18 protein-coding genes and 1 pseudogene are annotated in these 26,582 nt (G+C 69.5%); 9 read left to right on the forward strand and 10 right to left on the reverse strand.

Annotated features, from left to right (window positions below; genetic code table 11):
- Positions 1 to 173: 173 nt before the first annotated feature.
- Together ACFOWZ_RS02655 and ACFOWZ_RS02660 are read right to left on the reverse strand one after the other, a co-directional pair.
- On the reverse strand, positions 174 to 4,445 hold the full coding sequence (locus ACFOWZ_RS02655) for a DUF4062 domain-containing protein (RefSeq protein WP_382368015.1): 4,272 nt from the start codon (positions 4,443 to 4,445) through the stop codon (positions 174 to 176).
- Between the two features lie 65 nt (positions 4,446 to 4,510).
- Complete coding sequence (locus ACFOWZ_RS02660; RefSeq protein ID WP_382368018.1) at positions 4,511 to 5,290, reverse strand: bestrophin-like domain; 780 nt, start codon at positions 5,288 to 5,290, stop codon at positions 4,511 to 4,513.
- A 263-nt stretch (positions 5,291 to 5,553) separates the two neighbouring features.
- On the opposite strand from ACFOWZ_RS02660, the gene ACFOWZ_RS02665 reads away from it, so the two are divergent.
- The 4 genes from ACFOWZ_RS02665 (at position 5,554) to ACFOWZ_RS02680 (ending at position 11,357) form a co-directional block, all read left to right on the forward strand.
- Entirely contained in the window at positions 5,554 to 7,569 is a 2,016-nt protein-coding gene (locus tag ACFOWZ_RS02665; protein ID WP_382368021.1) for a hypothetical protein, read from the forward strand.
- Positions 7,570 to 7,633: 64 nt separating this feature from the next.
- Positions 7,634 to 8,350 carry a GNAT family N-acetyltransferase gene (locus ACFOWZ_RS02670; protein ID WP_382368024.1) on the forward strand — a complete coding sequence of 239 codons (717 nt, stop codon included), beginning with the start codon at positions 7,634 to 7,636 and terminating at the stop codon, positions 8,348 to 8,350.
- A gap of 53 nt (positions 8,351 to 8,403) precedes the next feature.
- A complete protein-coding gene (locus tag ACFOWZ_RS02675; RefSeq protein WP_382368027.1) occupies positions 8,404 to 10,782 on the forward strand; it encodes an ATP-binding cassette domain-containing protein in 2,379 nt (792 codons plus the stop codon).
- A 17-nt stretch (positions 10,783 to 10,799) separates the two neighbouring features.
- Positions 10,800 to 11,357, forward strand: coding sequence for an EF-hand domain-containing protein (locus ACFOWZ_RS02680; protein WP_382368030.1), 558 nt, complete (start codon positions 10,800 to 10,802; stop codon positions 11,355 to 11,357).
- Between the two features lie 137 nt (positions 11,358 to 11,494).
- Here the strand turns inward: ACFOWZ_RS02680 and ACFOWZ_RS02685 are convergent, their stop codons facing one another.
- On the reverse strand, positions 11,495 to 11,917 hold the full coding sequence (locus ACFOWZ_RS02685) for an SRPBCC family protein (RefSeq protein ID WP_382368033.1): 423 nt from the start codon (positions 11,915 to 11,917) through the stop codon (positions 11,495 to 11,497).
- Between the two features lie 10 nt (positions 11,918 to 11,927).
- Entirely contained in the window at positions 11,928 to 13,058 is a 1,131-nt protein-coding gene (locus tag ACFOWZ_RS02690; protein WP_382368036.1) for a Glu/Leu/Phe/Val dehydrogenase dimerization domain-containing protein, read from the reverse strand.
- Positions 13,059 to 13,150: 92 nt separating this feature from the next.
- Between ACFOWZ_RS02690 and ACFOWZ_RS02695 the strand changes: the two genes are divergently transcribed.
- From ACFOWZ_RS02695 to ACFOWZ_RS02710, 4 genes are read left to right on the forward strand one after another with little or no spacing between them, the layout of a single operon-like run.
- Positions 13,151 to 13,318 carry a hypothetical protein gene (locus ACFOWZ_RS02695; RefSeq protein ID WP_382368039.1) on the forward strand — a complete coding sequence of 56 codons (168 nt, stop codon included), beginning with the start codon at positions 13,151 to 13,153 and terminating at the stop codon, positions 13,316 to 13,318.
- Entirely contained in the window at positions 13,312 to 13,737 is a 426-nt protein-coding gene (locus tag ACFOWZ_RS02700; RefSeq protein ID WP_382368042.1) for an amino acid permease, read from the forward strand. Before ACFOWZ_RS02695 ends, ACFOWZ_RS02700 begins: the two co-directional genes overlap by 7 nt.
- Positions 13,677 to 14,171, forward strand: coding sequence for an amino acid permease (locus tag ACFOWZ_RS02705; RefSeq protein WP_382368045.1), 495 nt, complete (start codon positions 13,677 to 13,679; stop codon positions 14,169 to 14,171). The genes ACFOWZ_RS02700 and ACFOWZ_RS02705 overlap by 61 nt, the downstream gene beginning before the upstream one ends.
- Positions 14,165 to 14,392 carry a hypothetical protein gene (locus tag ACFOWZ_RS02710; protein WP_382368048.1) on the forward strand — a complete coding sequence of 76 codons (228 nt, stop codon included), beginning with the start codon at positions 14,165 to 14,167 and terminating at the stop codon, positions 14,390 to 14,392. The genes ACFOWZ_RS02705 and ACFOWZ_RS02710 overlap by 7 nt, the downstream gene beginning before the upstream one ends.
- On the opposite strand, the pseudogene rho reads toward ACFOWZ_RS02710, so the two are convergent.
- The 6 genes and pseudogenes from rho to ACFOWZ_RS02740 all read right to left on the reverse strand — a co-directional run.
- Positions 14,373 to 15,389 (reverse strand): annotated as a pseudogene (gene rho, locus ACFOWZ_RS02715) (transcription termination factor Rho); the annotation flags it as partial. The gene ACFOWZ_RS02710 and the pseudogene rho sit on opposite strands and share 20 nt — an antisense overlap.
- 253 nt (positions 15,390 to 15,642) lie before the next feature.
- Positions 15,643 to 16,206, reverse strand: coding sequence for a DUF4360 domain-containing protein (locus ACFOWZ_RS02720; protein ID WP_382368051.1), 564 nt, complete (start codon positions 16,204 to 16,206; stop codon positions 15,643 to 15,645).
- 59 nt (positions 16,207 to 16,265) lie between these two features.
- Entirely contained in the window at positions 16,266 to 21,389 is a 5,124-nt protein-coding gene (locus ACFOWZ_RS02725; RefSeq protein ID WP_382368054.1) for an NACHT domain-containing protein, read from the reverse strand.
- A gap of 52 nt (positions 21,390 to 21,441) precedes the next feature.
- Positions 21,442 to 23,049 (reverse strand): 5-guanidino-2-oxopentanoate decarboxylase, encoded by a 1,608-nt coding sequence (locus ACFOWZ_RS02730; protein WP_382368057.1) that lies wholly within the window; start codon positions 23,047 to 23,049, stop codon positions 21,442 to 21,444.
- Positions 23,046 to 25,016 (reverse strand): acetate--CoA ligase family protein, encoded by a 1,971-nt coding sequence (locus ACFOWZ_RS02735; protein ID WP_382368060.1) that lies wholly within the window; start codon positions 25,014 to 25,016, stop codon positions 23,046 to 23,048. Before ACFOWZ_RS02735 ends, ACFOWZ_RS02730 begins: the two co-directional genes overlap by 4 nt.
- Positions 25,013 to 26,179 carry an acyl-CoA dehydrogenase family protein gene (locus tag ACFOWZ_RS02740; RefSeq protein WP_382368063.1) on the reverse strand — a complete coding sequence of 389 codons (1,167 nt, stop codon included), beginning with the start codon at positions 26,177 to 26,179 and terminating at the stop codon, positions 25,013 to 25,015. Before ACFOWZ_RS02740 ends, ACFOWZ_RS02735 begins: the two co-directional genes overlap by 4 nt.
- 111 nt (positions 26,180 to 26,290) lie before the next feature.
- Here ACFOWZ_RS02740 and ACFOWZ_RS02745 point away from each other — a divergent pair, with 111 nt between their 5' ends.
- Complete coding sequence (locus tag ACFOWZ_RS02745) at positions 26,291 to 26,542, forward strand: hypothetical protein (RefSeq protein WP_382368065.1); 252 nt, start codon at positions 26,291 to 26,293, stop codon at positions 26,540 to 26,542.
- Positions 26,543 to 26,582: the final 40 nt, after the last annotated feature.

A 26,582-nucleotide genomic window follows, 5' to 3' on the forward strand; every position in this document is an offset into this window, starting at 1 on the left:
CGGGCCATCTATCGGCCCGAACGTGCTTTTCGCGCCAAACAACACGACGTGCTCATCCGGGCTGAGGCTAGGCGCGACTCTGACCGTTCAGCGCCGCAGACGGCCCGTGCTCCATCATTTCGGGTCCAAAATGACCTGAAGGTAGCACTGTTAGAAGGCTTCTACGAAAATCGCTAAGGCCACCACCGGGCCACATCGTCAACCGCAGCAGCACATTCGGCCACCGCCTCCATCCCGGCAGCGAGCGCGACGTGCCGCGCCCCCGCCGCCAGCACGGCCAGCAACCCCGGCCGCCCCAGATCGCCGAAGAGGTCCCGCAACGGCCCGATCTCGGACCACCACCACGACTCGGCGTCCGGCTCGGTCACGCCGAGCACCGCGACCCGTGCCCGTGACTTGGTCTCGTCCGGCAGGTTCGTGACGCTGTACAGGAGCGCGTACAGCAGTGCCGCGTCCGCCTGCCTGGCGATCGGGGTGAAGTCGGCGCCGTTCTCGTAGACGAACCGCCACAACAGATCCTGGGCCAGGCGCAGTGCCCGCTCCCGCAACCGAGGCGACAGCGCGGGCAGCACCGCGGCCAGCGCCTCCACCGACAGCGGCTGCTGGAGCAGCTGCTCCTGCTCGGCCTCGGTCATCGCCCGTGCCAGCGCACCCGCCGTCGGCGCGTCCAGCCTCGGGAAGCCCCGTTCGGTCAGAAGTCGCACGACGCGGCGCCGGGTGTGGTCGTCCAGGTAGGCGGCGATCGTCGCCATCGGCAGCGCGCGCATCATCGGATGCAGGCCTTCGGCTTCCGCAAGCGCCTTGCGGACCTGCTTCTGCTCCTCCAGGTGCGGCGCGCCCACGGTGAGGAACCTGGCGTAGCCGCGGTCGTTGCCCTTCGTCGCCGCCTTGGCGATGACGTCCCAGTGCTCGTCGGACAGCGTTCCGACGGGCGCGAGTGCAGGCCACACGTCGAACACCACGTCGGGATACGTCACCTCGAGGGTGTCCAGCAGCCTGCGCAGCACCTCGTCCGGGCTCAGCACCGGGCGCACCGCCGCCAGCCTCGCCGCGAACGCGTGGTCACCGAACTCCGGCCTGCGCGGGACGTGGAGAGCGGCCTCCCGCAACGACTCCGGGTCGCCGAGTGCGATCAGCACGTCCGCGCGGCCGGCTCCGGTGCAGGTCTTGAGCAGTTCGCGAGCCCGTGCGCGGAGGGCGGGACGATCTCCGCGCAGCGCCTGGCCGGACAGAGCGGCGATGGCGGCAGCGCGGGGTTGCTCGTCGCCGATGCGTTGCATGGTCCGCAGAACCAGTTCCAGCTCCTCCTGGTCCAGCGATCCTGAGGTGAGGGCGTCGAGCGCCGTCAACCGAGGCCCTGGCTGCGAGACCTCCATCGCGAGCGCCAGCGCTGCCAGCCGCTCCTCGTGGTTGAGCCGCGGCGCGACGGCCGTGAGGATCTCTGCGCGCTGCCAGCCGTGGTGGCGCGCCGCGACCTCGAGCGCCTCTGCGCTGGGCAGGTGCAGGGCTCGTTCCTTCTGGGGCAGTGCGTCCACGAACGCGGCCACCGTGCGGTCGCCGGGCAGGTGCGGCGCAAGGAGTCGCAGCGTGGCGGCGCGGGCGTGGTCGTCAGCCGAACCCTGGCGAGGGAGAGCACGCAACGCCTCGGCAGCCAGCGGCGGACGTGCCTTCGTCAGCGCGGCCAGCGCGAGTGCGCGGGCACCTGGCCAGCGGCGTTCGTCGATGCTCCTGGCGACGCGCAGGGCGACGTCCACCGAGTCGCCGTCGAGGAACTCGGCCAGCCCCACCAGTTTCAGGGCGATCTTCCAGTGTTCGCCTCGCGCGAAGTGGCCGAGCACGGTCCGCAGCACCGCTTGGCGGCGGTCGTCACCCAGCGTGCCGATCACCGTCCACAGTGGAACACGATCTGGTTCGGCGACGTCGAGTCCGTGAAGGACGTCGACCAGGTGCCGGTCCACCCACTCCGGTTCGAGACCCTCTCCGGCCAGTCGTGCGGCGAGCGCCGCCCCCGTGCGATCGGCACCGGGAGCGTTGAGCGGCACGGCGAGCAGTCTGCTGAGCGTGGCGGTGGAGACGTGCGGGATCAGGGCCGGCAACGCCGTGCCGAGTCGTTGCTGAGGGTTCTCGATCGCCAGCGCCGCCGTCACGCACCTGTCGAGCTGCTCGTCGTCGAGCGCGCCCGCGAGCACCGCGCACATCAGCGACTGCCCGGGAGATCCAGGATCGAGTGCGAGCGGCAGCAGTTCGCGCACGATCGCCGTGCGACGGTCAGCGGGCAAGCGCGGCAGCAACTGTCCGGCCACCTCGTGCGCACGGCCCGTCCTCAGCGGGAAGGCGACGTCCCAGAGCCCGGCCGCGTCCTCTTCGGACAGACACGGACGACCACTCGGGTAGCGCGCCTGCAGCAACGCGCCGAGCAGGTCGAGCCGGGTCTGCCTGCTCCCCACCGCGCGGATCCGGCCGATCGCCTGACGCGGCCGCCACACCCGGCCCTCGACCAGCGCACGCAGCAACGCCGGCGTGATGTTCGCGATGAGCGACTCCACGCTGGCGCTCATCAATGCGCAGGCGATCTCGCGGGCGACCGCCTTCGACGTGCCGCCCTCGTGAATCTCCCGATCCACCACGTCGGCTGCGAGCCGCCACGCCCGCGAGATGTCGTAGCGGTACTCGACCAGCGCGCCGTGCTGGTCGTGGACCGTGAACCAGACGTTGCTCTCGCTGTTTTCCAGTGACAGCAACCGATGCACGTCGGCCTGCCTGCCCGCTTCCTCCAGGTGCACGACCAGGTTCCGCAGCCCGTAGCCGTCGTCGAGCGACCCGACGGCGGTCAGCGCGTCGTCGGTGGGCCAGTAGCGGTGCACGATCCGCTGGTGGGTGTCGTGGGCGGCCCGCCGCAGCCGGTCGATGCGGCTCTCGTCCCCCGTCATGGCGTCCGGAGGCCGTTGTCCGGTGAAGTAGTCGCGAAGACTGTCGTGCATGACCGAGTACAGCGGATCGTCCCCTGCGGTCGTGTGCACGAAGTTGCGCAGCGGGCCCGTCATCAGCGTCCGCACCCGTTCCTTGTCCTCGACACCGGCGAGCGTGACCAGCGTGTCGAGGCCGACCGGCTCGGCCGTGCAGGCGAGCGTGCTGATCGCGGGCAGTGCGGCGCCGGGGTGGGACTCGGCCAGCTCGTCGAACGTCCGGCTGTAGTACGGCCACAGGCCCTTGGCCAGGTTCGGCAGCTCGCCGACCGTGATCGTGCCGTCGCGGATGCCGTCGAGCACGAAGCGCAGGTGGATCCAGATACCACCGCAGTGCCGGACCACCGCCTCGGTGAAAGACGCCTCGTCCTCGACTCTGCCGCGCAGCACCTCGTCGGTTCGCAGCAACGACTGCACGTGGGCTCGCACGTCACCGATCGCGTCCGCTCCGTGCGGATCGATCACCGTCGACTCGTACGGCAGCTCGCGACCCGTCACCTCGAAGCCCTCGCGCATCGTGGTGATCACGTAGACGTCGTCGGGGAGCCGCGCGGGAAGCCCGAACGGCATGGGGTGCGGGTCGTCGGCCTTCTCGAGACCGTCGACGAGCAGCACCACCTGGTCCTCCCTGGCCCTGGCGACCGAGGCGGCCTGGGCGAGCACCGCGCTGAACTGCAGAGTGCCGTGCACCTCCAGGTCCCGCAGCTCGTCCAGCTCGTAGTGGACGACGAGCTGGTCCGCGAGGCTCTGCAACGTCGCCGCCGTCGTGCGGCGCGCCCTGTCGCCGGAGGTGAAGTGGCACGCCCAGCCGCGGGTGGTGGCGAGGTGCGCGATCAGCGTCGACTTGCCGACACCGGACTTGCCCTCGACGAAGAAGTAGCCGCTCGGTTTCGTCGTCAGGAACTGGTCGATCTTCCCTGTCAGCCAGGGGCGCGGGGTGAAGGTGGCCATCGTGCCGAGGACGTCGTCGTAGGTCGTTCCCAGCAACACGCGGCCTCGGTTCGCGTCGAGGACCTCCTTCGCGTCCAGCACGGAGTGCAGCAGCTTCGTCGCCAGGTCCTCCGGCGTCCGGAACGTCTGGTAGATCAGCGGTTCCTTCGCGATCTTGTCGCGGAAGGCCTGCTGCTTGTGCCCGTGCTGGGGGTCGGTGAGGCAGTTCGCCGGCAGCGCAGCGTCCGGTGCCAGCAGGAACATCAGCCGGATCTTCTCGCGCCGGGTGGCCGTGTCGAACTCGTGCTCGGTGTAGGACACCTCGCGACCTGTCACCAGCGAGCCGTAGCGGAACCCGATGATCCCGACGTAGATGTCTGCGTCCGTCACCCGTTCCGCGTCGTAGTGCACCGGCGCCTTGTCCACGGCCGGGTACTCGGCCATCTCGACGCCGAGGCATCCCGCACGCCGCAACGCGCGTTGCGCGGCGTCGATGAACCCGTGCTCGGTGAACTCGGAGGTGTGGCTCAGGAAGACGCTGGGGATCACCCACCCGATCTTGCACCGGAACTGGGCCGAACGGAGCAACAAATCATTGCCAACTCATGGTCAGTTCATCCGCTTCGGCCGACGGGAATCCCCGCGAGCTCCTCCGAGAGGCTGGTGAAGGCCTCCGGCTCCACCCGCAACCACCCGCTGAACGGCTGCCGCATCCCCACGCACAACACACACACGAACGCCAGCACAGCAGCAGTGACACCCATCTGCAGGACGTGCCGCCGCCGCGCCGTGAACCCGACCAACATCGGAAACACCACCATCCCCACGGCCCCGACGATGGTCCCGACCAGCATCAGCTTCCCGGTGTTGTCCAACCCACCGGCGGAGTCCAGCCGATCTCGCCGCAGATCAGTGATCTCCCGCAACCGCTCCAACGCCCGTTCCCGCGCGCTCTTCACCTGATCCGGCGAGGACGGCAGCGACAGGATCTCGGTGTGCAACGAGTTGAGCACCGAGGTCGTACCGGCGTCCGACTCCCCCGCCGCCAACCGCGGCCATTCCTTGTCCGCCACCAGGTCGGGGTAGGAAACGAGCAGCCCCCGAATGTGATCACGTTGCGGCTGCGGCATCACCGACGTCTGCCAGTACACGTCGGCGACGGCGGCCGCCTCCCGGGCCGCGTTGTCCTCGGCCGCGCCGCTCTCCTCCCACACGATCACCATGTAGAACGCCAGCGCCACGATGAACAGGCCGCTGATCACCGCGCCGAGGAAGCCGCGCGAGTCCGCGTCGCGGTCGTCGGCCTGCTCGTGGGCACGTGAGCGTCCGAACAACACGCACGCGACGGCGGTGACGACCACTGACGCCAGAACGATGATGACCGCTGTCCACATGGCTCCAATCTCCCCACAGCCGGCGCCCGTGCACCACCAACTCCACGCTTCTCGGCGTTTTCAGCCGCCCGTCAAGAGCAACGAGCCGTTGATCATGCCCACCGCTGGTCCACATGAGAGCGTTCACAGAAAACCGTTGAACACTAATGGGAGAACCGCACGACGACAGTCCTCAACGGAGAGTGAGGAGGGTCTGATCAACGCGCGGTGACAACCACGACCAGGCGTGCCAACCTGTGCCGACCCCGACCGGAAGGCGTGGCATGCGTGCACCGATCCTCATCGCCGTCGTGCTGCTGGTTCCGCTGTTCACGCCGACTCCGGTCGCCGCGGCCGAGACCTGGCGCGTCCAGTTCGACGAGGCGGTGCACGGAGACGTGACGGTCGTCGGCAACTCCGTCCTGACCTGTCCGACGCCCGAGCAGGCGGGGCCGGACCCCAAGTACCCGGCACAGTCCTGTGTGGACGCTCTCAACCGCAAGGGGCACGGGCCGTCCGCGCAGAACAACGCCCACCGCATGACGTGGGTCGACACGGACGGCAACCCGGCGACGTTCAACTCCTCCAGCGTCGAGCTCAGCCTCCCGCCCCAAGCCACCATCGCCTACGCCAAACTGGGCTGGGCCGGCAACGCGACCTGTCACGGCGGGACCGCGCCACCCGGCAAGCCCCAGGACCCGGTCCTCCTCAACGGCACGAGCATCGCCCCCGACCAGTTCGCGGTCGACTCGCCCGACGGCCTCGCCCACACCGACAACACCTTCTACAGCGCCGAAGCCGATGTCACCAAAGCACTGAAACCCGGCACGGTGACCGTCGGCAACGTCTGGACGCCGCAAGGGTTCGACTGCTTCGGCGGCTGGTCGCTGACCGTCGTGTGGAAGTCCGCGACCCACGCAAAACGTCACGTCACGGTGCACGGCGGACACGTCCGTCTGACCACGGAACAACCGGCGCTGCACACTCCGATCGCGCCGACCCACGCCGCGGGTGGCGCGATCCGGCTCGGCATCACGGCCTACGAGGGCGACTGGGCGACCGACGGCGACCAGGTGCTGGTCAACGGCACGTCCGTCGCCGGTCGCAACGCGTTCGTCGCGTCCGCCCAAGGAGCAGCGCACCCCAACAACATGAGCGTCGACGCCCGCACGCTCACCCTCGCCGAGGACGTCCTCAAGCCCGGCGCCAAGGCCGCCGACCTCACGTTCAAGCGGGACGACGACGCCTTCCTCGTGCAGAGCATCGCCTGGTCGTTCCCGCTGCCCGAGCTCACCCTGGCCGTCGACCCGGAGAAGCCCGCCGCGCATCCGAAGGACACCGTCGTGCAGACCGCGACGATCACCAACGCCGGAGACGCTCCCGCCGCGGACGTCACCGTGTGCGGCCAGCAGGTCGGCACCATCGCACCGCACGCCAAAGCCACCCGCACGTGCTCGTCCACTGCGGCGGACGACGACTACCCGACCACCGTCGCCGTGACCGGCACCAGCCTCGCGGGCGACCAGCTCACGACGAGCAAAGCCTCCACCGTCGACGTGCTGCACCCCGCGTTGCGCGCCACCACCAGCACGAGTCCCCTGACCGCGCTGCCCGGCCAAGCCGTCAGGTTCACGACGACCATCACGAACACCGGAGACACCCCGCTCTCCAAGTTCAGCGCGAACAGCTGCGGCCCGGTGCAGGGCCAGCTCGACCCCGGCGCCGCCACCACCCTGACCTGCACGGCACCCGCCAGCGACGAGAGCGGCACGCTGACCGCCACCGTCGCGGCGGCCGACAAGATCGGCGGCAGGGTCGAGGCGTCGGCGTCCGTGCAGGTCGAGGTCATCTACCCCCGGCTGACCATCGAGGCGCTCTGGTCGAAGGACCGGGCGGAGGACGGCGAGCCCGTCACGCTCACGATCAAGGTCGGCAACCCGTCGGACGTGCCGATCGACGACGTGGAGGTCGAGGGCGAACCCGCCGCGTGCCGGCGGACGTTTCCCGCCCTCCAGCCCCGCGAGCGCCTGACCTACACCTGCCAGGCCCAAGCACCGGTGAGCTCCCGGTTGACGATCTCCGGCGCGGGTGCCGGCCACACCGTCAGCGAGAGCGCCGTCGTGCGGATCGAGTCGGTGTCCGCGCCACCCGCTCAGGCACCTGACGAACCAGCACCTCCGCGCCCTGTCGCCCACGTCCAGCAGGTGTCGAAACCGGCCGTCGGCGGGGTCGCGGCGGTGCTCGGCGTGATCGGCATGGTGATCGTGGCGAGCACGTTCTCCGGTCTGGGCAGGCGCTGACGGGCGTGCTCCTCCATACCGGGATGCGGTAGAAGGGTTTCATGGAGATCACCGCTGGACCGAAGTGCTGCTGAAGACGCTGCAGGAGCACGCGGCACGGGCTCAGCCCGCCGCGCACGTCGAGGAGGCGGGCGGCTGGTGGCTGCGGCACTCCCCCGGCGACGCCTGGTGGGTGAGTGCCGTCCTGCCGCACGACCGGGAGGACCGGGTCGCGCTGGCCGAGGAGTTCTGCGCCGAACGCGGGTCCGGTGTGCGGTTCCAGATCACGCCCGGCGTGTGCGCGGACGACCTCGACGGCGTGCTCGACAGCAGGGGCTACACGCGCGGGCACGACATGTCCCTGCAGATCGCGTCGACCGCCGAGGTGCTGCGGCACGCCCAGGCCGACGCCGGCGAGGTGACCGGCAGGCCCACCGACGAGTGGCTGGCGGCGTGGCAGGCGGTGACCACGCGGGACGTCAGCGCCGAACGCGACCTGCTCAGCCGGGTCGAGCACCCCAGCGCGTACGCGTACGCCGAGGTCGACGGCCAGGTCGTGGCCGTGGGCCGTGCGGTGGCCGAGCAGGGGTGGGCCGGGGTGTTCGGGATGGCGACGTTGCCGCACGCACGGGGTCAAGGCGCTGCACGGTCCGTGCTCGCCGCACTGGCCTCATGGGCGGCCGCGCGCGAGGCGAACCACATGTACCTGCAGATGGAAAAGGCGAACACCAGGGCGTTCCGGCTGTACGAACGGACGGGGTTCCGTGAGGTGTGCACGTACCACTACCGGATGCGTGTGTAACCGATCAGGAATCAAGAAGGCAGGACCGGGGTCGCGGAGTTAGGTTTTGCGCCATGACGCATGAGGCCGACACCCACGATCTGATCCGCGTGCAGGGTGCGCGCGTGAACAACCTGCGCGACGTCGACGTCGAGATCCCGAAGCGACGCCTGACGGTCTTCACCGGAGTCTCCGGTTCCGGCAAGAGCTCGCTGGTGTTCGGCACGATCGCCGCGGAGTCGCAGCGCCTGATCAACGAGACCTACTCGGCGTTCATCCAGGGCTTCATGCCCACGCTGCCGCGTCCCGAGGTGTACCTGCTGGAGGGCATCACCACGGCGATCCTCGTCGACCAGCAGCGGATGGGCGCCGACCCGCGCTCGACCGTCGGCACCGCGACCGACGTGAACGCGATGCTGCGGATCCTGTTCAGCCGCCTCGGCGCGCCGCACATCGGCGGCCCGCAGGCGTTCTCGTTCAACGTCGCCTCGATCTCCGGCGCGGGTGCCGTGACGATCGAGAAGGGCGGCCAGAAGGTCAAGGAGCGCCGGGAGTTCTCGATCACGGGCGGCATGTGCCCGCGCTGCGAGGGCCGCGGCCAGGTCTCCGACATCGACCTCACCGAGGTCTACGACGAGTCCAAGTCGATCCTCGAGGGCGCGATCAAGGTGCCCGGCTACAACGTCGACAACCAGTGGACCGTGCAGACGTTCGCGCAGTCGGGCTTCCTCGACCCGGCCAAGCCGATCCGCAAGTACACCAAGAGGGAACTGCACGACTTCCTGTACAAGGACCCGGTCAAGATCAAGGTCAACGGCATCAACCTGACCTACGAGGGCCTGATCCCGAAGCTGCAGAAGTCCATGCTGTCCAAGGACCGCGAGGCGCTCCAGCCGCACATCCGCGCGTTCGTCGACCGCGCGGCGACGTTCGGCACCTGCCCCGACTGCGACGGCACCAGGCTCACCGAGGCCGCCCGCTCGTCCAAGATCAAGGGCGTGTCGATCGCGGACCTGTGCGACATGCAGATCACCGATCTCGCCGACTGGATCCGCGGGCTGAAGGACAAGTCCGTCGCGCCGCTGATCGAGAAACTCGCGCACACGCTGGACTCGTTCGTCGAGATCGGCCTCGGCTACCTGTCGCTGAACCGTCCGGCCGGGACGCTCTCCGGTGGTGAGGCGCAGCGCGTGAAGATGATCCGGCACCTCGGATCGGCGCTCACGGACGTCACGTACGTGTTCGACGAGCCGACGATCGGCCTGCACCCGCACGACATCGAGCGGATGAACAACCTGCTGCTCCGCCTGCGGGACAAGGGGAACACGGTCCTGGTGGTCGAGCACAAGCCCGAGACGATCGCGATCGCGGACCACGTCGTCGACCTCGGTCCCGGTGCCGGCCGCAACGGCGGCACGATCTGCTTCGAAGGTACTTTGGCCGGGCTGCGCAAGAGCGACACGGTGACCGGGCGCCACCTGGACGACCGGGCTTCGCTGAAGTCGTCGGTGCGCTCGAAGACCGGCGTGCTGGAGATTCGCGGCGCCTCCAAGAACAACCTGCGCGACGTGGACGTCGACATCCCGCTGGGGGTGCTCACGGTCGTCACGGGTGTGGCGGGTTCCGGCAAGTCGTCGCTGATCCACCAGTCCATGCCGAAGGACTCCGGCGCGATCGTCGTCGACCAGACCCCGATCAAGGGCTCGCGGCGGTCGAACCCCGCGACCTACACCGGTCTGCTGGAGCCGATCCGCAAGGCGTTCGCCAAGGCCAACGGCGTGAAGCCCGCCCTGTTCAGCGCGAACTCCGAAGGCGCGTGCCCGAACTGCAACGGCGCGGGCGTGGTGTTCACCGACCTCGGCATCATGGCGACGATCGAGTCCCCGTGCGACGTCTGCGAGGGCAAGCGGTTCGACCAGGCCGTGCTGGAGTTCAAGTTCGGCGGTCGCGACATCTCCGAAGTGCTCGCGATGCCGGTCGCGGAGGCCGTCGAGTTCTTCGGCGCGGGCGAGACGAAGGTTCCCGCCGCACACGCGATCCTGGCGCGACTGGCCGACGTCGGCCTCGGCTACCTGTCGCTGGGGCAGCCGCTGACGACGCTGTCCGGCGGTGAGCGGCAGCGGTTGAAGCTCGCCACGCACATGGCGGACAAGGGCGGCATCTACGTCCTGGACGAGCCCACGACCGGCCTGCACCTGGCCGACGTCGAGCAGCTGCTGGGCCTGCTGGACCGCCTCGTCGACTCCGGCAAGTCGGTCATCGTGATCGAGCACCACCAGGCCGTGATGGCGCACGCCGACTGGATCATCGACCTCGGTCCCGGCGCTGGTCACGACGGTGGCAAGGTCGTCTTCGAGGGCACGCCCGCCGACCTGGTGGCCGACCGTTCCACGCTGACCGGCGAGCACCTGGCGGACTACGTGGGCGCGCCCGCCCGCCGGAAGAAGCGCTGACGGGGTAGACAGGCCGCATGCACATCACGGCGTTCCTGGACCGCAGGCTCACCCGCAGGTTCGAGACCTACGACAGCGACCAGGACGGGTACGTCGAACGCTCGGACTTCGAGCAGGCAGGCGCGCGGACGACCGCGGCGTTCGGCCTGAGCGACGACGACCTGCGGGCGAAGCGGTTCCAGGAGCAGCTGCTGGGCGTCTGGGACCACCTCTACGCCGTGACGGACGCCAACGACGACGAGCGGATCAGCCTCGGCGAGTACAAGGCGGCGTTCGCCCAGGGCCTGCTGGAGCGCCCGGAGTCGTTCGACGACGTGTACCTGCCGTTCCTCGACTCGCTGATGGCCGTCGCCGACCACGACGGCGACGGCCATCTCGGCGTCGACGAGTACGTGCGCTGGACCGGGGCGCTGATGAACCTGCCGCCGTCCGTCGCGCGGGGCGTCCACGCCAGGCTCGACCACGACGGGGACGGCCTGATCAGCACCGACGACCTGCTGGCCGCGATCAGGGCGTACTACTTCTCGGAGGATCCGGAGGGGCCGGGAGCGTGGCTGCTCGGCCCGCTCGACTAGGACCCGCACCAAAGTCGAACAACCAGTCAAACCGGACACATCTCTTTGGCGCGAAAAGCACGTTCGGGCCATCTATCGGCCCGAACGTGCTTTTCGCGCCAAACAGCAGGCGCTCGGTGCCGACTTCGACACAGGTCCTAGGACCCCTCGGCGGCCTTCTTGATCGAGGCCGCTTCGGTCTCGACGTACTGCTGGGTCATCTTGCGCGTCATCAACCAGCCGAGCCCCGCCATCGCGCCGGACACCGTCAGCGAGAGGGTGAGCCGGCTGCCTTCCGGGTGCGGCTCGACGAGGTGCGCGGCGACGACCGTGACGCCGCGCGACTTCGACTCCCAGGTGTACGACCGCCCGTCGGTCAGCTCGGTGACCGTCCACACCGCCTCGGGGAGGCGGGGTTGCCGCAGACGGGTCCGGGAACCGACGGCCAGCGGTCCGGCGTCGAGACGTTCCACCTCGTCGACCGTCGGGATCCGCTCCGGCCAGCGTTCGACGTCGGCGACGACCTCCCAGACGCGCTCGGGTGGGGCCGCGATCGTGACGACGTGCTGCAAACCGGGCATGCGCCCGAGTCTAGAACCGCTGCTCGATCTCCTTCACCGCGGCGGCGGCGATGTCCGCGGCTGCCGCCCGCGGTGACGGTGCCGCGACGACCCGGGCCACGAGCCGGCGCATGTTCGTGCCGATCTTCTCGAACGCCGACTCCGCGGTGGGCTCGATGTCGCCGAACAACGTCCACCACCACCAGGAGTTCGTGGCCGAGTTCGCCACGACGTCCGGGATGACCAGCGCGTCGATCTCGGCCTCTGCTTCCGCGGTGACCGGCATGTTCGCGGCCTCGACGATCAGCTTGGCGCGCACGGACTTCGCGTTGCCGGCGTCGATCGCGTAGCTCGCGGCGGCGGGGACCAGCACGTCCGCGTCGACGTCGAGCCACTCGTCGCGGTCGAGCTGGAGATCCACTGGACGAAGTTTCGTCCGATCGATGCCGCCGTGCGAATCCCGGGACAGCAGAAGGGTTTCCACGTCGAGTCCGTCGGGGTTCGACACGACACCGTGGACATCCGCGAGCCCGACGACCCTGACGCCCGCACGAGCGAGATAGCGGGCCGTGGCGCCACCCATCGAGCCGAAGCCCTGGACGAACGCCTTGGGGTTGCACAGCTTCAGGTGGTCGATGCCGGCGAGCGCGGCCTGCGCGACGCCGTAGCCGCCGACCAGTTCGTCGAGGCTCACCCCGTCGACCGTGACGGCGAAGGCGTCCGCGAGGCGTCGGCGGGCCTTGTCCTCGTCGTCCAGCAACGGGTACACGGCCTGGATCGACGACTGGAGCCCGATGTTCTCGATGGCCTCGTCGATCGCCGACTGCCGCAGCCCGAGGTCCTCCCCCATCGTCCAGAACCGTTCGATGTACGGCGACATGGCGAACAGGTACGCCGTGAGCACGTCCTTCGCCCTGGGGTCGCACGGGTCGAAGTCGATGCCGCCCTTGGCGCCCCCGAGCGGCACGTAGCGCGCCCCGGGGTCGTAGTTGAGGGCCTCCTTGGCGGTCATCCCCTCGGCCAGCCCGCGGACCTCGTCGAGCGTGCAGCCCGCGCGCATCCGCAGGCCGCCGCTGCTCACCCCGCGCACCAGCCGGTCGATGACGAGGTAGCCACGTGCGGCCGTGGCCGGGTCGGTCCAGGTGACCTGGAGAAAACTCATCGAAAACACCCCCTTGACTTCAGCGTATGACCGCGGTCACATGGTCCGGCCAAATAACTGACTGACGGATCAGTCAACCATCTGGAGGGACCGTGAGCGAAGTACAGCCTCTCAGCGGCAACTGGCTCAGCGAACGCACCCACCTGCGCGAGTCGCTGCGACGGGTGGACGTAACGTTCTACCTGCTCTGCACCCTCGTCGGCCTGGACACCATCGGCAGCGTCGCCGCCAACGGACCCAAGGCCTCGTCTGGATGGTGATCCTGGCGGTGGTGTTCTTCCTGCCGTACGGGTTCCTGACTGCCGAGCTGGGCACGGCGTTCCCGATCGAGGGCGGCCCTTGCGTGTGGACGAAGCTCGCGTTCGGACGTCTCGCGGCGGGCGTGAACCAGGTCCTCTACTGGCTGTCCAACCCGTTGTGGATGGGCGGAACGCTGGCGATCATCGCGGTGACGACGTTCGAGAAGTTCTTCCTGCCGCTGGGGTTGGCGGGCAAGCACGTCGCGGGCCTCGCGTTCATCTGGCTCGGCGTTCTCGCGGTCGCGGCGTCGTTGCGGATCGGCAAGTGGGTACCGATCGCGGGTGCTACGGCGGGCCGATCCTCGGGATTCTGCTGGTGGTGCCGGCCTCGCGGATTCAGAGTCTGGGCGGGTTCATCGACGCGGCCAAGCAGGTGCTGACCGTCTACGGCGGATCCGTCGCCGACGACGGAACCGTGACGCTGACCGGTGTCGGCGCGGTGCTCGGCAGCGTGTGCGCGGCCGGGTTGATCGTCGGTGTGCTGACCTCCGGCGTGTCGTGGGCGATCGGCGCACATCGCGCGCAGGCCGTCGCGTGCGCGGACGGTGCCAGGCCTGCCTACCTCGGACGTTTGTCTTCTCGTCACGGCACTCCGGTGCACGTGAACGTCCTTTCCGGACTGCTGGCTTCTGTGGTTCTGGTGACGGCGCTGAACCTCACCGGCGGCGACTCCGAGAAGTACTTCACCGCCGGGCTCGCGCTGGTGATCTCGACGACGTTCATCAGCTACCTGCTGACGTTCCCGTCGATGTTGGTGCTGCGCCGCCGGATGCCGGAGCGACGCGGCCGTTCCGCGCGCCTTTCCCGGTGCTGACAGCGGTTCTGACGACCGGCCTGGTGGCGTTCACCGTGGTCGTGCTGGTCTGGCCGCTGGAGCTGCCTGCCGCTTTCACCGGCTCGCGGGCCGCCTACACGTTGTCGCAGGTGGTGCCGCTGCTGATCGTGATCGGCATCGGTTTCGCATTCTACGCGCTGGGTGCGCCTACTCGGGAGCAGGATCGTGAGGTGCCGGAGCTCACTTCGACATCTGGATGAGGAACTCGGCGTTGCTCTTGGTCTTGCGCAGTCCTTCGAGCAGCACGTCGATGTCGCGGTCGGCCATCGCCCGGCGCACCGCGTCCGTGATGGCGAGTTCCTGTTGACCCACCAGGAGTTCCGCCTTGCGGGTGCTGGACTGGTGGAGATCGATGGCCGGGTAGATCCGGCGTTGTGCGGCCTTGCGGTCGAGCTTGAGCTCGGCGTTGCCGGTGCTCTTGAGCTCTTCGAAGATCGCGGTATCGGCCAGCGAACCGGTCTCCACCAGCGCGGTGGCGAAGATCGTGAGGCTGCCGCCGTTCTCGATGTTGCGCGCCGCGCCCAGGAACTGCTTCGGCGGCGTCAGCGCCCTGGCGTCGATACCGCCGCTGAGGATGCGGCCGCCGTTGGGCTGCGCCAGGTTGTAGGCCCTACCGAGCCTGGTGAGCGAGTCGAGCAGGATCACCACGTCCCTGCCGTCCTCGACGAGCCGCTTGGCTCGTTCGACGGCGAGCTCCGCGACCCGGATGTGCTCGCCGGGGTGCTCGTCGAAGGTCGACGTGAACATCTCGCCGGGGATCGTGGTCCGCATGTCGGTGACCTCTTCTGGCCGTTCGCCGACGAGCGTGACGATCAGGTGGACGTCGGGTTCGTTCTTCGCGATCGCCTGCGCGATCTGTTGCAGCACAATGGTCTTGCCTGCCTTGGGCGGCGCGACGACCAGCGCGCGCTGGCCCTTGCCGACGGGCATGACCAGGTCGATCGTGCGGCTGGTGAGCTCGTCCGGGTCGTGCTCCAGCCGGAGGCGTTCGTTGGGGTAGAGCGGCGTGAGGTCCTCGAACCTGGGCCGCTGGTGCGGCTTGCGCCCGTTGACCGTGTCGACGCTGACGAGCCTGTCACCGTCGGCCTCGCCGCTGATCTGGTCGCCGCGGCGCAGGTCGTGCTGCCTCACGAGGCTCTGCGGCACCTGCGGGCCGTCGACGAGAAATGCCTTGTTGTTGCGCATGTCGAGTACACCGATGTGCATCGGGTCTGTCCTTTCAGGAGGGTTGTCTTCAGGTGCGCTTCATCGACTCCGCGCACAGGCGGTGCGGGAGGAGAGCGCGGGCAGATGCTTCGGTGGCATCTGATGTGGGTCCACCAGCGTCAGAAGCTGGGGAGTGTTCGCTGCGAATCCGGGATGGTCCAGCAGCTGATCGGAACTTACGTGCGCCTGGTGCGCACCGCCGGTTACAAACGGACTGTAGCAGACAACGCCAAGACCGCGCGTGTTATTCCGCGCACTTCTTCCACGAGAGCCGGTACGTGGTGCTCACGCTCGAGTCCGTCGAGTCCATCGTCATGAAACTGCCGCCGCCCTTGCCCGTGACCTTCAGCTCGGTCTCGACGGTCAACGGCTTGCGATCCTTGCACGGCCCGTGCGCAACCCCGTCAGGCGTGTCGGTGACGTGCCAGTTGTCGCTCATCGGCGCCTGGAACGTGCGCGAGCTGTGCCGCGTCGGAAACCCCGGGAAGTGGTAGTCGTTGCGCACGACACCCTTGGCCTTGTCCGTGAGGTGGGCGAACCCGCGGTAGTCCGTGGCCGCGATCCCGTACGTGTACCCGGCGGCGTGGTTGATCCGGAGAGCGATCGTGCAGCTCTTCTTGGCCTCGCTCCCGTTGCCCTGCACCAGGAAGTCGCTGTAGGTCACCGTGAAGGCCTCGTTGTCCGGCGACATGGCCACGGTGGCCGTGTTGGCGGGGCAGCCCGAGCCCGCCACGCTCTCCACGGTGATCGTGACGGGGCCGGGAGGCGGGACGAGTGAAGCAGCCAGCAGCGCCACCACGGTGAACATCGAGGCCTCCTCACATCGCTGTGGGAGAACCTATCGAGCCTGGCAATCACGCGAACGGCTCAGAGCCCGCGCAACTCCAGGACCAACGCACGAGCGTCCTCCCGCATCACTTCGCTCCACCGGGCCAGGTGTTTGGCCGCCTGCAGCCGGATGTGCCGCGGTGCATCCGCGTCGAAAGCAATCTCCCGCGCCACCACGGCACACCGGCCCTTGAGATCCTTCCGCCGGTCCACCACGAATTTCGCTGACAACAACCGGACCCGTGGCGTCAACCGCCGGTCCGCCGCCATCCGCAGCAGCTCCTCGATCGCCTCCCAGCACGGCGCCCAGCTGATCGAGCTCAGCAGGGTGGCCTTCACCAGCGGGGGCGACGCGGCTGCGACCTCCCGTTGCACGTCCACCAGCTCCGACTGGCAGCTGGGCGCGTGGTTGCGTGCCTGGTTCAGGGACCACGACCTCGCCAGGGGCGAGACCCGCCGGTCGGTGCCCAGCGTCCGGAGCAGGACGGCCGCCTCCGCACGGCCGCGGGAACCGAGCTCGGCCAGGTCGTCCGCCACCACCTGCCGGAGGATCGGCCGCATCGCCGCATCACTGGCGATCTCGCGGGCCAGGCGGGCTCCGGCCGCGCGATCAGCGGAGGTCAGGTCGAACAGGGCCACCGCCGCGAAGCACCGTTGGACAGGCATGCCCGCACGGTCGTCCCGCAGAGCGCGCAACTCGTCGTGGTGCTTGAGATAGGCCAGCACTTCGACGCGATCGCGCCACGACAAACCCTTCTGCCTGACCAACATCTCGCGCACGGCGGGGTCGTCCGCCAGGCCGCGGAGGAGGAGAGCCGTGGCCCTGCGTTCGCGCGGTGGAAGGGTGTCGTCGAGCACGAAGTCCCTCACCCGTTGCCACTCCCCCAGTTTCGCCGCCTCGGCGAGCGCCCGCGGCGAACCGTCCGAGAGCAGAACGCAGACAGCCTCGGGGACGAACTCCGCGGAGAGCTCGGCGAGCACGACGGCCGCCTTCCGCCGATCGCCGGCAGTACTCGTGATATCCGCCAGAACATCGCGGAGAACCGCCTCCGCTTCGGCGCCCAAAGGAAAGTCGCCCCAACCGTCCCGATCGGGCACCCGCACGTCCAACGCGCTGGATGCGTCGGCCAGCAACACACGTTCGGCTGCGGTGCGCAACGCACGCGGGAGCAGACCCGTCAGGACGTGCCGCAAGCTCGCACCGAGCCCGGGAGCGCGGATCAGTCCGATCATGGCCTGCACCAGTCTCGGTGACGGCGACGAAGCCAGGGCGTTCAGCCGACGTGCCGCCGAGGCGCGCGAGTTCTCTCTGAGCGACAACGCATCGACGGCGTGCCAGAGCATCGACATCGTGCTCTTGGTGAACGAACGGTCCACTCTCAACAGCAGAACTGCGGTCATGAGGCGATCGTGCAGTTGCTCGTCCGGATCGTCCATCAGTTCGCGGTGGAACTCGACGGCGTCGGTGAGAGCGGCCGGGTCGACGTCGGCCAGCAACCGGTACGCCAGCCGCCTGCTCGAGATGGTCAGGTAGGGATCTTCCGCGAACTCCCGCAGGACGGCACGTCCGTCGTCACCGAGCAACGAAGCCACCAGCAGGCGCGCGTCCACAGGTGTGTCCGGGCCGGCGAGCACGTCGAGGCACTGCGCGCGGACATCCACCCCGTTCGCCGCGAGCCGCGCCACGTGCGGGTGCCAGTCCTCGTTCCACATCTCGTCGGCGGCGCGGAACACCAGACTGGTCGCGCTGGGACTGCAGTCGACGCCCCTCGACATCAACGTGAGCGCGCTGTGCGCCCGGAGGTCGGTCTTGGCGGAGTGGTCGGCGACGATGCGGCGCAGGTCCTCATCCGCAGCCCGGTGGCCGAGCTCGTCCAGCCCTGCCACCGCGGAGCACGCGACACCGGAACTCTGACGGTGGTCCCGGAGCACGTCCCGCAGTGCGGCCGCCAGGGTCGCCCGCACACCGCGGCCCGCACCCGAGAAAGCGAACTGACACACGGCGAACAACAGATCCATGTTGGGGTTGGCAGCGATCAGGTCGCAGAGCAGGTCTGCGGCCTGCCGGTGGAACCTGTGGCCCAGCCGGACCAACCCGTGCACCGCCGCCAGACGGGTGCGAACTCCCCTGCTCTCGTCATCTGCCGCGACACGAAGGACGTCGGCTGCCTCCACCTGGTCGGCAGGGCTGTACCACCTGAACACCGTGCCGAGTTCGCACGGCACGTCACCACCCTCGCGGTCCTGCGCGGCCAGCACGAGCATCGCCTGCTTGGCCTGACCACGCAGATCGGGACCCAGCCGTCGCAACTCCTGCCAGGCCTGGGACAACACGGCCCTGTCCTGTTCCGTCCTGGTGATCGACAGCAGGTCGCGCACGACATCGGCGCGGAGTTCCGGTGCGGACCGGACCAGGTTCGACGCGACGGTGCACCGGGTTTCCGCGTCAGCCGTGGGATCGGCCACGAACGCGGACATCATCGCCACCGCGCGACTGCGGTGCGGCTCCCCCAGTCCTGCCAGTTCCCGGAGAGCGAGAGCGTAGTCAGACCCACTCGGCGACAGGTGCTCCAAGATCTCCTCGAAGTGCCGCGAGGCTTCTTCCCGGAACGCCGGTCCGAGCGCGGCGAGAGAGCTCGCCGCCGAACCGAGCTGGCCCCAGGACGTGGCCGGGCGTGCGAGCAACTCCCGCAGCACCTCCACGGCGAACTCGCGGTGGCCGAGGCGTGCGAGCTCAGTCGCGAACAGGATCTTGTCGGTGGTGGAGGTCGTCGAGGCCGCCAGCTCGGACTTCAGCAGTTCACCGGCAACAGCACGCTGCTGTGGTCCCAGCAGGGCGAGCATCGACGCCGCGTCCGACCGGTAGCGCGCCGGCATCAGGCGGTTCCCGAACATGGCCGACAACGCCTCGGCCGCGGCATCACGCCTGCCGAGGGAGGCCAGGCCGATCGTCGCGTCGCGTTTGCCCTGAACGCTGTGCATGGTGTCCTGGAGCACGGCGAGGAACACGTCGGCGGCCAGGTCGTGGAACTCGACGTCGATCTCCAGCAGTCCCGTGGCGGCCTCGACCATGTCCTCTGCCGGGGTGTCCTCGTCCGCGACGAGTCGTTTCAGCGCTGCGACGGCATGGGCGCGGGCGTCGCCTTCGAAGGCCGCGAGAACGACGGCGGCGCTGCGGCAGTCGGCCCCGGACGCCGACGGATCGTCCAGCACTGCCCGAAGGCCGCGCTCCGCCGCCTCCGACTCGCTGCTTCCGCTGTGCGCCAAGGCGTCCGCGGCGGTGAGGCGGTCGTCCACGCCGATCGAGTCGTCGTCGAGCGCGGAACGCAGGAACGCGACCGCGGCGTCGGTGTGGGCACACCGCAGGCGGACGGCCAGTGCGATCGCGGCCTCCGCGCGGGACTCCCAGGGAGCGGAGGCTGTCTCCATCAGCTCCGCGAGCCACTCGATCAGGCCGGGATGGCGGGTGGCCCTGCTGACCTGTTGCAGGATCAGCAGGGCCGGGTGCTTGGTGGTCATCGCCCACGCCTGGGCGATGGCGAGGAACTCGCGCACGGCCGAGGCGGATGTCGGGACGTGCTGTGCGAGCAGACGGGCGGCGAGCAGGTGTTCGTCGGAACCACCCGTGTGCAGCCAGCCGAGCAGGCGATCCGCCTCGGCGACGTGCAGGTGGGTGTAGTGCAGCAGCACCGCGCGGGCGAACCGGCCGCTCTCGTCCGGCCGGGCCGCGTGCAGCAGCTCGGCGAAGTCGTCGTGTTCCGCGACGAACTCCGCCGGCAGCTCGCGGGCTTCGGACGTGGCGGCGACGTGCTCGGCGAAGCTGTGGTGCAGGAACGAGATGTCGTTGCCGCGTTGCACGAACGGCCCGACGTGCGCCAGGTAGGCGATGAGCGCGTCGACCTGCCCGACGTCGTGGCGCAGAGCCCACTCGTGCACCGCGAGGGCCAGCGAGCCGTCCGTGGCCAGCCGCGTGCGGCCCAGGTGCTCGATCAGCGACACGCGGTAGCGGTCGAACGCTTCCGCTGTCTCGTGATCCCGCCGGATGTACTCCAGGTAGCACTCGTAGAGCTCGAACTGGTTGCCGGGCAACGGACGGTCGCGGAACTGCTCGAACACGATCGCGGCGATGGTGGCCAGCAGCGGCACCTCGGCCAGCTCTTCCAGGTGGGCCTCGCGGACCTGGTGCAGGAAGCGGTCCGCGTGATCACCACCCAGCTCCTCGAACCAGCTGTGTGCGAAGCGGCGCAACGCCTCCTGGTCGAACGGCTGGAGCTCGTACCGGCTCGCGCCCGCGCGCTGCAGCGCGGCCAGTGCGCCGCCCTCGGTCGGCCTGGTGGTGAGCAGCACCCGGTACTGCGGACGGGATGCCCACGCGGACAAGGTGTGCACGAGTGTCGCGCGCAGCGTGCTGTCGGCGACCTCGTCCAGCGCGTCGACGAGGAGCAGCCAGCGGCACCCCGCCACGCGTTCGGCGAAGAACGACGGTTCGAGCGGGCCGTTGAGGTAGCGGCCGTACTCGGCGAACGCGCAGTCCGCCAGCGCCCTGGTGAACGAGCTGCCGAGGTGCTGCGCCAGTGTGCGGGCGGTGATGCGAAGCGGGATCACCGGTTCCGCGAGCGGAGCGTCGTCATCCGACCTGACCGACCAGCTGCGGACGATGTCGGCGGTCAGGCGGAGAGTCAGGGTCGACTTCCCCTGGCCGGGGCCTCCGAGGACCAGCAGGTGCGGGTCGGCGTCCAGCGCGGTCCGCATCGACTTGGCCGGGGGACGAACGGTGAGCCGCACCGAGGGCACGGCGGGCATCTCGACCAGCCTGCCGTGCTCGTCGGGGATCAGCGCCGGCCTGGTGTGGTCCGGCGACGTGTCCTCGACTCCGCCGCCCAGGCCCTGCCGCACGTACACGGTGCCGAGCGACGGCGTGCGGGCACCGGGGAGCTGCTGGTACGGAAGCAGGTCAGCCGCCTTGTCCTGGGCCCACAGCAGGTGCGCGATCTCCGCGGGGAGCTCTGTCGTCTCGGCCCAGGACAGCGGAGGTTCGCACTGCGGCAGGTCGTCGGCCGGTGGCGCGCCGTTGAAGTAGACGTTGCCGTTCACGGTGTGCGCCTGGAACGCGATGCCGGGGTCACCGCTGATGGAGTTGCCGACGAGGTCGTCATCCGCCATCGGGGGATGGTCTCACGCGACGACGGCTCATTTGTGGACAAAACAAGGACGGTCAGGCACCCGCCAGGTCGCCCACCACGTGGATCACGGTCGGCCGGTCCGCCGCGAACGCCTTGCGCAACGCCGCGGCGAACCTGTCCTCGCCGTCCACCGTCACGCCGTGGCAGTTGAGTCCCTTGGCCACCAAGGCGAAGTCGACGCCTGGGAGGTTCACGCCGTGCACGGGCTCGCTGCGCTCCACCATCTCGCGGCGGATCTCCCCGTACCCGCCGTTGTCGCAGATGATCACGGGCAGTGCCAGCCGTTCCTGGGCCGCGGTGGCGAGCTCGGGCAACGTGAACATCGCGCCGCCGTCGCCGTGCAGTGCCACGACCTGACGGTCCGGGGCTCCCAGTTGTGCGCCGATCGCGGCGGGCAGGCCGTAGCCGAGGGTGCCGAAACCCGTGGGGTACAGGAAGCTCGCGGGGCCTTCGAGGGGCAGGTTCGACAAAGTGCCGTAGTAGCAGGCCATTGCGCTGTCGCCGGCGACGATCGCGCCAGGGGACAGGACTTCCCGCATGGCCTCGACGAGTGGGAGCCAGACGGCGCCCTGGGTGCGGGCGTGTTTGCGGAAGAGCTTTTGCCAGCGTTCGGCGCGCTTCACCGCCTCCTCGCTCAGGCTTCCCTTGCCGAGGCGTTGGTTCAGGGCTTCGACGGTGGCACGGGCGTCGCCCACCAGGCGGTGGTCCGGGAGGGCGTTGGTGATCATCTGGGCCGGGTCGACGTCGATGCGGATCAGGTCGCCGGGGAACTTCAGCGGGCCGTTCCACAGGTCTGTCGAGGCCAGTTCGGTGCCGATGGCGAGGACGGAATCGCAGTCGGCCACGAAGTCCGCCACGGCTTTGTGGTGCAGGCCCGCGCCGATGGAGAGCGGGTGGTGTTCGGAGAACGTGCCTTTGCCGTTGGCGGTGGCCACGACAGGGGCGCCCAGGCGTTCGGCGAGAGCGGTGATCTCCTCGGACGCGCCCTTCGCGCCGCCGCCGATGATCAGGCCCGGCTTGGCGGCGGTGGTCAGGCGGCCGGCGGCTGCGGCGATCGTGACGGCGTCGGCCGGTGGGTGGGTCACCAGGAGCGGGGCGACCTCGCTGACCTTGTCGAGGGCGTCGACCAGGTCCAGCGGGATCTCCAGGTGGGCCGGGCGGGGGCGGCCGGACGTCATGTGCGCGAAGGCTTGTGCGACGGCCAGCGGGATTTCGGCGACGCTCTGGACGCGGTGCGAGTAGCCGATCACCGCTTCGAGAGCGGCGCTCTGGTCACGGACCTCGTGCAGGGTGCCGTTGCCCCGGCCCGGGTGGCGCAGGGGCATGCCCGGCGAGATCAGCAGGATAGGCACGGAGTCCGAGTACGACTGGGTCACGGCGGTCATGGCGTTGAGGACGGCCGGGCCGCTCGTGGTGAGGCAGACGCCCGGTCTGCCGGTGACGCGGGCGTAGCCGTCGGCCGCGAAGCCCGCGCCCTGTTCGTGGCGCGGGGTCACGTGCCTGACGCCGTGTTCGGCCAGCGCGCGGTAGATGCCGAGGTTGTGGGTGCCGGGGATGCCGAACACCAGCTCGGTGCCGTGCGCGACGAGGGCGCGCACGAGCGCTTCGCCGCCGCTGAGGCGAGATTGGGTCATGCTCATGCCACGCGCTGTCCGCTCGTGTCGTTCAACGGGACGATCAGCGCGTCCACGGCCAGCACGCCGTCCGGGCCGACGCGCACCGGGTTGAGCTCGATCTCGGCGAGGTCCGGCCTGGCCGCGAGCGTCTCGGAGACCTGGGCGACGACCTCGGCCAACGCTTCCACGTCCGCGGCAGGGGAACCGCGCCAGCCGGTCAGGAGCGGGGCGCAGACGAGGCGTGCCAGCATGTCCCTCGCCGTGGCGGAAGACACCGGCGCGAGCTCGATCGCGGTGTCCCTGAACAACTCCGCGTGCACGCCGCCCGCTCCGACGAGGACCACCGGGCCGAACGAGGGGTCCCGCTTCGCGCCGATGATCAGCTCGACGGTGTGCTCGCGCGTGTCCATCTCCTCCAGGACGTACGTGCCGGGGCCGAGTCTGGCCCGCATGTCCTCGAACGCCGCGGCGGGGTCGGAGAGGTTGATCGCGACGCCGCCGTGCTCGGTCTTGTGGGCGAGCCAGTCGGCCTTGAGCGCGTACGGGGGCCGGAGCGTGGTGGCCGCGATGTCGGCGAGGCTCGCGACGGCCCGGGCCTCGGGAAACCGGACGAAGCTCAGGAGGTCGCGGGCGGCGAGGTAACCCGGCCGGTACGGCGCAACCGGCGTGGCACCCGACGGTACGACCACCGGAGGAGAACCGAACCGCTTCACGTGCCCCAACGCGGCCACCGCACGTTCGATCGTGAGCTGCACCGGCACTCCACCAGCCCTGAGCGCGCGCACCGCCGCGGACTCCGCGCACATGCTGTGCACGACCACAGGGGTTTCCCTTGCCAGCGCGCAGATCCGGGACGCCACGGCCACCTCGGCGGCCTCCAGCGACGGTGTGTCCGAGCCGTAGCTGCCGAAGTAGCCGGACAACACGACCGCGTCCACCTCACCGCCGCGCACCAGGACCTCGATCGCGCGGGCGTAGTTCATCAGGTCCCGCTCCCCCGCCCCCGCGAGGTCGACCGGGTTCCGCCTCGACGCACCGACCGGCAGATCGTCCACAGCGGACAGACCCGGCACCGTCAAACCCGCTGCCACCACGAGATCCGCCGCGATCGCACCCTGACCACCGGAGTCGGAGATCACCCCGACCCTGCCACCGCGCGGTGCACCGGAGGACAGCACCGCCGCCAGGTCGACCAGCGCGGCCGGCGTCGTCACCCGCACCGCGCCGGCTCTTCGGCACGCCGCGTCCACCACGTCCACTGAGGACGTCAGCGAACCGGTGTGCGTGCGAGCGGCTTCCCGTCCCGCGACGGACGCGCCGACAGTGAGCAGCACCACGGGTTTCCCGGCGGCGCGCAGCTGCGCCAAGGCGTCGACGATCCCCGGTCCGAAGCTCTCCAGGTAGACCCCCACCACCGTGGTCAGGTCGTGGGAAACGAGGTCCAGCAACGCTTCCGCCGCCGTCACGTCCGCCTGGTTGCCCACCGAGACGAACCGCGAGACCCCGATCCCCGACGCCGCCGCGAGCCCGGCGATCTCCAGCCCGACCTGCCCGCTCTGCGACACGACACCCAGCGAACCCGGCTGGAACCGGCCCCACGCCAGGTGCAACGACGTCGCCGCGTCGAACACGCCCAGGCAGTTCGGCCCGAGCAGGCGGGCACCCGCCTCGCGGATCCGGCAGATCACGCGATCGTCGATTCCCGCCGGGATGCCGACGAACCCGCGGACACCGACCGCCAGCGCCTCGTCCACCACCGCCGGCACGTGCGCCGCGGGAACGGCCAGGACCACGAGCTCCGGCGGCTCGGCCAGTTCGGACAGCGACCGCACGGTCGGTTCCGAGAGCACCAGGCCACCACTGCGGTTCACCAGGTGCACCGCACGTCGTGAGCGGCCGATCAACGCTCCGCGCGCGAGCCAGTGGCCCCACTTGGAGGGATCGTCACTGGCGCCGACGACCGCGACGGACGCGGGATCGGAGAAGATCATCTCGCACCGAGACCGCGGGAGATGACGAGGCGCTGGATGTCCGAGGTGCCTTCCTCGATCTCCTCGAGCTTCGCGTCACGCATCCAGCGTTCGACGGGGTACTCGCGGGAGTAGCCGTACCCGCCCAGCGTCTGCACCGCCGCGTGCGTGCACCACATCGCGTTCTCCGAGCCGACGAGCTTGGCCATCGCCGACTCCTGCGTCACCGAGCACCCCGCGTCGTAGAGGGTCGCCGCGCGCACGGTCAGCAGGTGCGAGGTGTCGACGCGCGTGGCCATGTCCGCGAGCCGGAACGCCACGGCCTGGTGCCGGATGATCGGCACGCCGAACTGCTCCCGTTCACGGGCGTAGGCGGTCGCGAAGTCCAGTGCGGCACGGGCGAGTCCGGTCGTGGCCGCGCCGATGAGGATCCGCGAGGCGTCGAACGTCCGCATCAGACCCGCGAACGCCTGACCTTCCTCGCCGAGCCGGTTCTCCACGGGCACGCGCACGTCGTCGAGGAACACCTCGGCGTTGACGATCGCGCGCTGCCCCATCTTCTGGAACGGCGGCCCCACCGCGAGCCCAGGGGTGTCGCGGGGGACCACAAAAGCCGTGACACCACGGGATCGCAGCGCCGGGTCGACGGTCGCGAAGATCACGAACATCTCCGCGTAGGGTGCGTTGGAGATCCAGGTCTTCTGTCCGTTGAGGACGTACGAGTCGCCGTCGCGCACGGCGGACGTCTGGATGCTCGCCGCGTCCGAACCGCTGCCCGGCTCGGTGACCGCGACGGCGGTGAGCGGCGGTTCGGGCGTCCCGAGTGGACCGAGGAAGCGCTCCTGCTGCTCGGGCGTGCCGAGGTGCTCGACCGGCGCGCTGAAGAAGCCGTTGGACGTGATCAGGTTGCCGATGCCGATGTCGCCGTGGCACAGCTCCTGCTGGATCAGCACCTGCGTGAGGAGGTCGGTGACGCCACCGCCGCCGACCTTCTCGGGGATCATGAACGAGGTCAGCCCCAGCTCGGAGGCCCTCTTCCAGAGGTCGAGCGGCGACTCGGTGTCCGCCTCGTCGACGGCACGTGCCCGCGGGCGGATCTCCCTGGCGGCGAACTCCCTCGCCAGTTCGACGAACTGCTCCTGGTCGGCCGTGAGCCGCAGGCCGTCTCTGACGGTCCGCCCCATCGTGCACTCCTAAATTGACTGACGAGTCAGTTATTCACGATCTACCGGGCAGCCTAGCTCTGTCATGACGAATGGGCAGGTACGCGAACGGGTGACTGTTAGCGTCCAGGGGTGGAGATCGTCGAAGGTCCGGGAATCGTGTCCAAGCCGGAGATCCACTACGTCGGCATCCGGGTGACCACCCCGTTCCGCGGCATGCTCGTCGTCCCGGAGCCACACGACGGTGACGACCGCGTGCGCCCCGGTGTCCTGCCAGCGGGCCGCTACGCCTGTCTCACGTACGTCAGCCACGCGCGACAGGCGGTGACCACTTCGCGTGCCGCTACGAAGCCTTCCTCACGGACCCGCGGGTCGAGCGGATGAAGACGAAGTGGCAGGTGGAGCTGAACATCCGGCTTGCCTG

Source organism: Lentzea rhizosphaerae, from assembly GCF_042649515.1.
Taxonomy (GTDB): domain Bacteria; phylum Actinomycetota; class Actinomycetes; order Mycobacteriales; family Pseudonocardiaceae; genus Lentzea; species Lentzea aerocolonigenes.

Bases quoted from the DNA above. Each gene is read 5' to 3' on its own strand.
- ACFOWZ_RS02730 (WP_382368057.1), bottom strand. From the start codon at position 23,049: ATGAGCATGACCCAATCTCGCCTCAGCGGCGGCGAAGCGCTCGTGCGC.
- ACFOWZ_RS02675 (WP_382368027.1), top strand. From the start codon at position 8,404: ATGACGCATGAGGCCGACACCCACGATCTGATCCGCGTGCAGGGTGCG.
- ACFOWZ_RS02735 (WP_382368060.1), bottom strand. From the start codon at position 25,016: ATGATCTTCTCCGATCCCGCGTCCGTCGCGGTCGTCGGCGCCAGTGAC.
- ACFOWZ_RS02700 (WP_382368042.1), top strand. From the start codon at position 13,312: ATGGTGATCCTGGCGGTGGTGTTCTTCCTGCCGTACGGGTTCCTGACT.
- ACFOWZ_RS02680 (WP_382368030.1), top strand. From the start codon at position 10,800: ATGCACATCACGGCGTTCCTGGACCGCAGGCTCACCCGCAGGTTCGAG.
- ACFOWZ_RS02685 (WP_382368033.1), bottom strand. From the start codon at position 11,917: ATGCCCGGTTTGCAGCACGTCGTCACGATCGCGGCCCCACCCGAGCGC.
- ACFOWZ_RS02665 (WP_382368021.1), top strand. From the start codon at position 5,554: ATGCGTGCACCGATCCTCATCGCCGTCGTGCTGCTGGTTCCGCTGTTC.
- ACFOWZ_RS02740 (WP_382368063.1), bottom strand. From the start codon at position 26,179: ATGGGGCGGACCGTCAGAGACGGCCTGCGGCTCACGGCCGACCAGGAG.
- ACFOWZ_RS02660 (WP_382368018.1), bottom strand. From the start codon at position 5,290: ATGTGGACAGCGGTCATCATCGTTCTGGCGTCAGTGGTCGTCACCGCC.
- ACFOWZ_RS02720 (WP_382368051.1), bottom strand. From the start codon at position 16,206: ATGTTCACCGTGGTGGCGCTGCTGGCTGCTTCACTCGTCCCGCCTCCC.
- ACFOWZ_RS02725 (WP_382368054.1), bottom strand. From the start codon at position 21,389: ATGGCGGATGACGACCTCGTCGGCAACTCCATCAGCGGTGACCCCGGC.
- ACFOWZ_RS02690 (WP_382368036.1), bottom strand. From the start codon at position 13,058: ATGAGTTTTCTCCAGGTCACCTGGACCGACCCGGCCACGGCCGCACGT.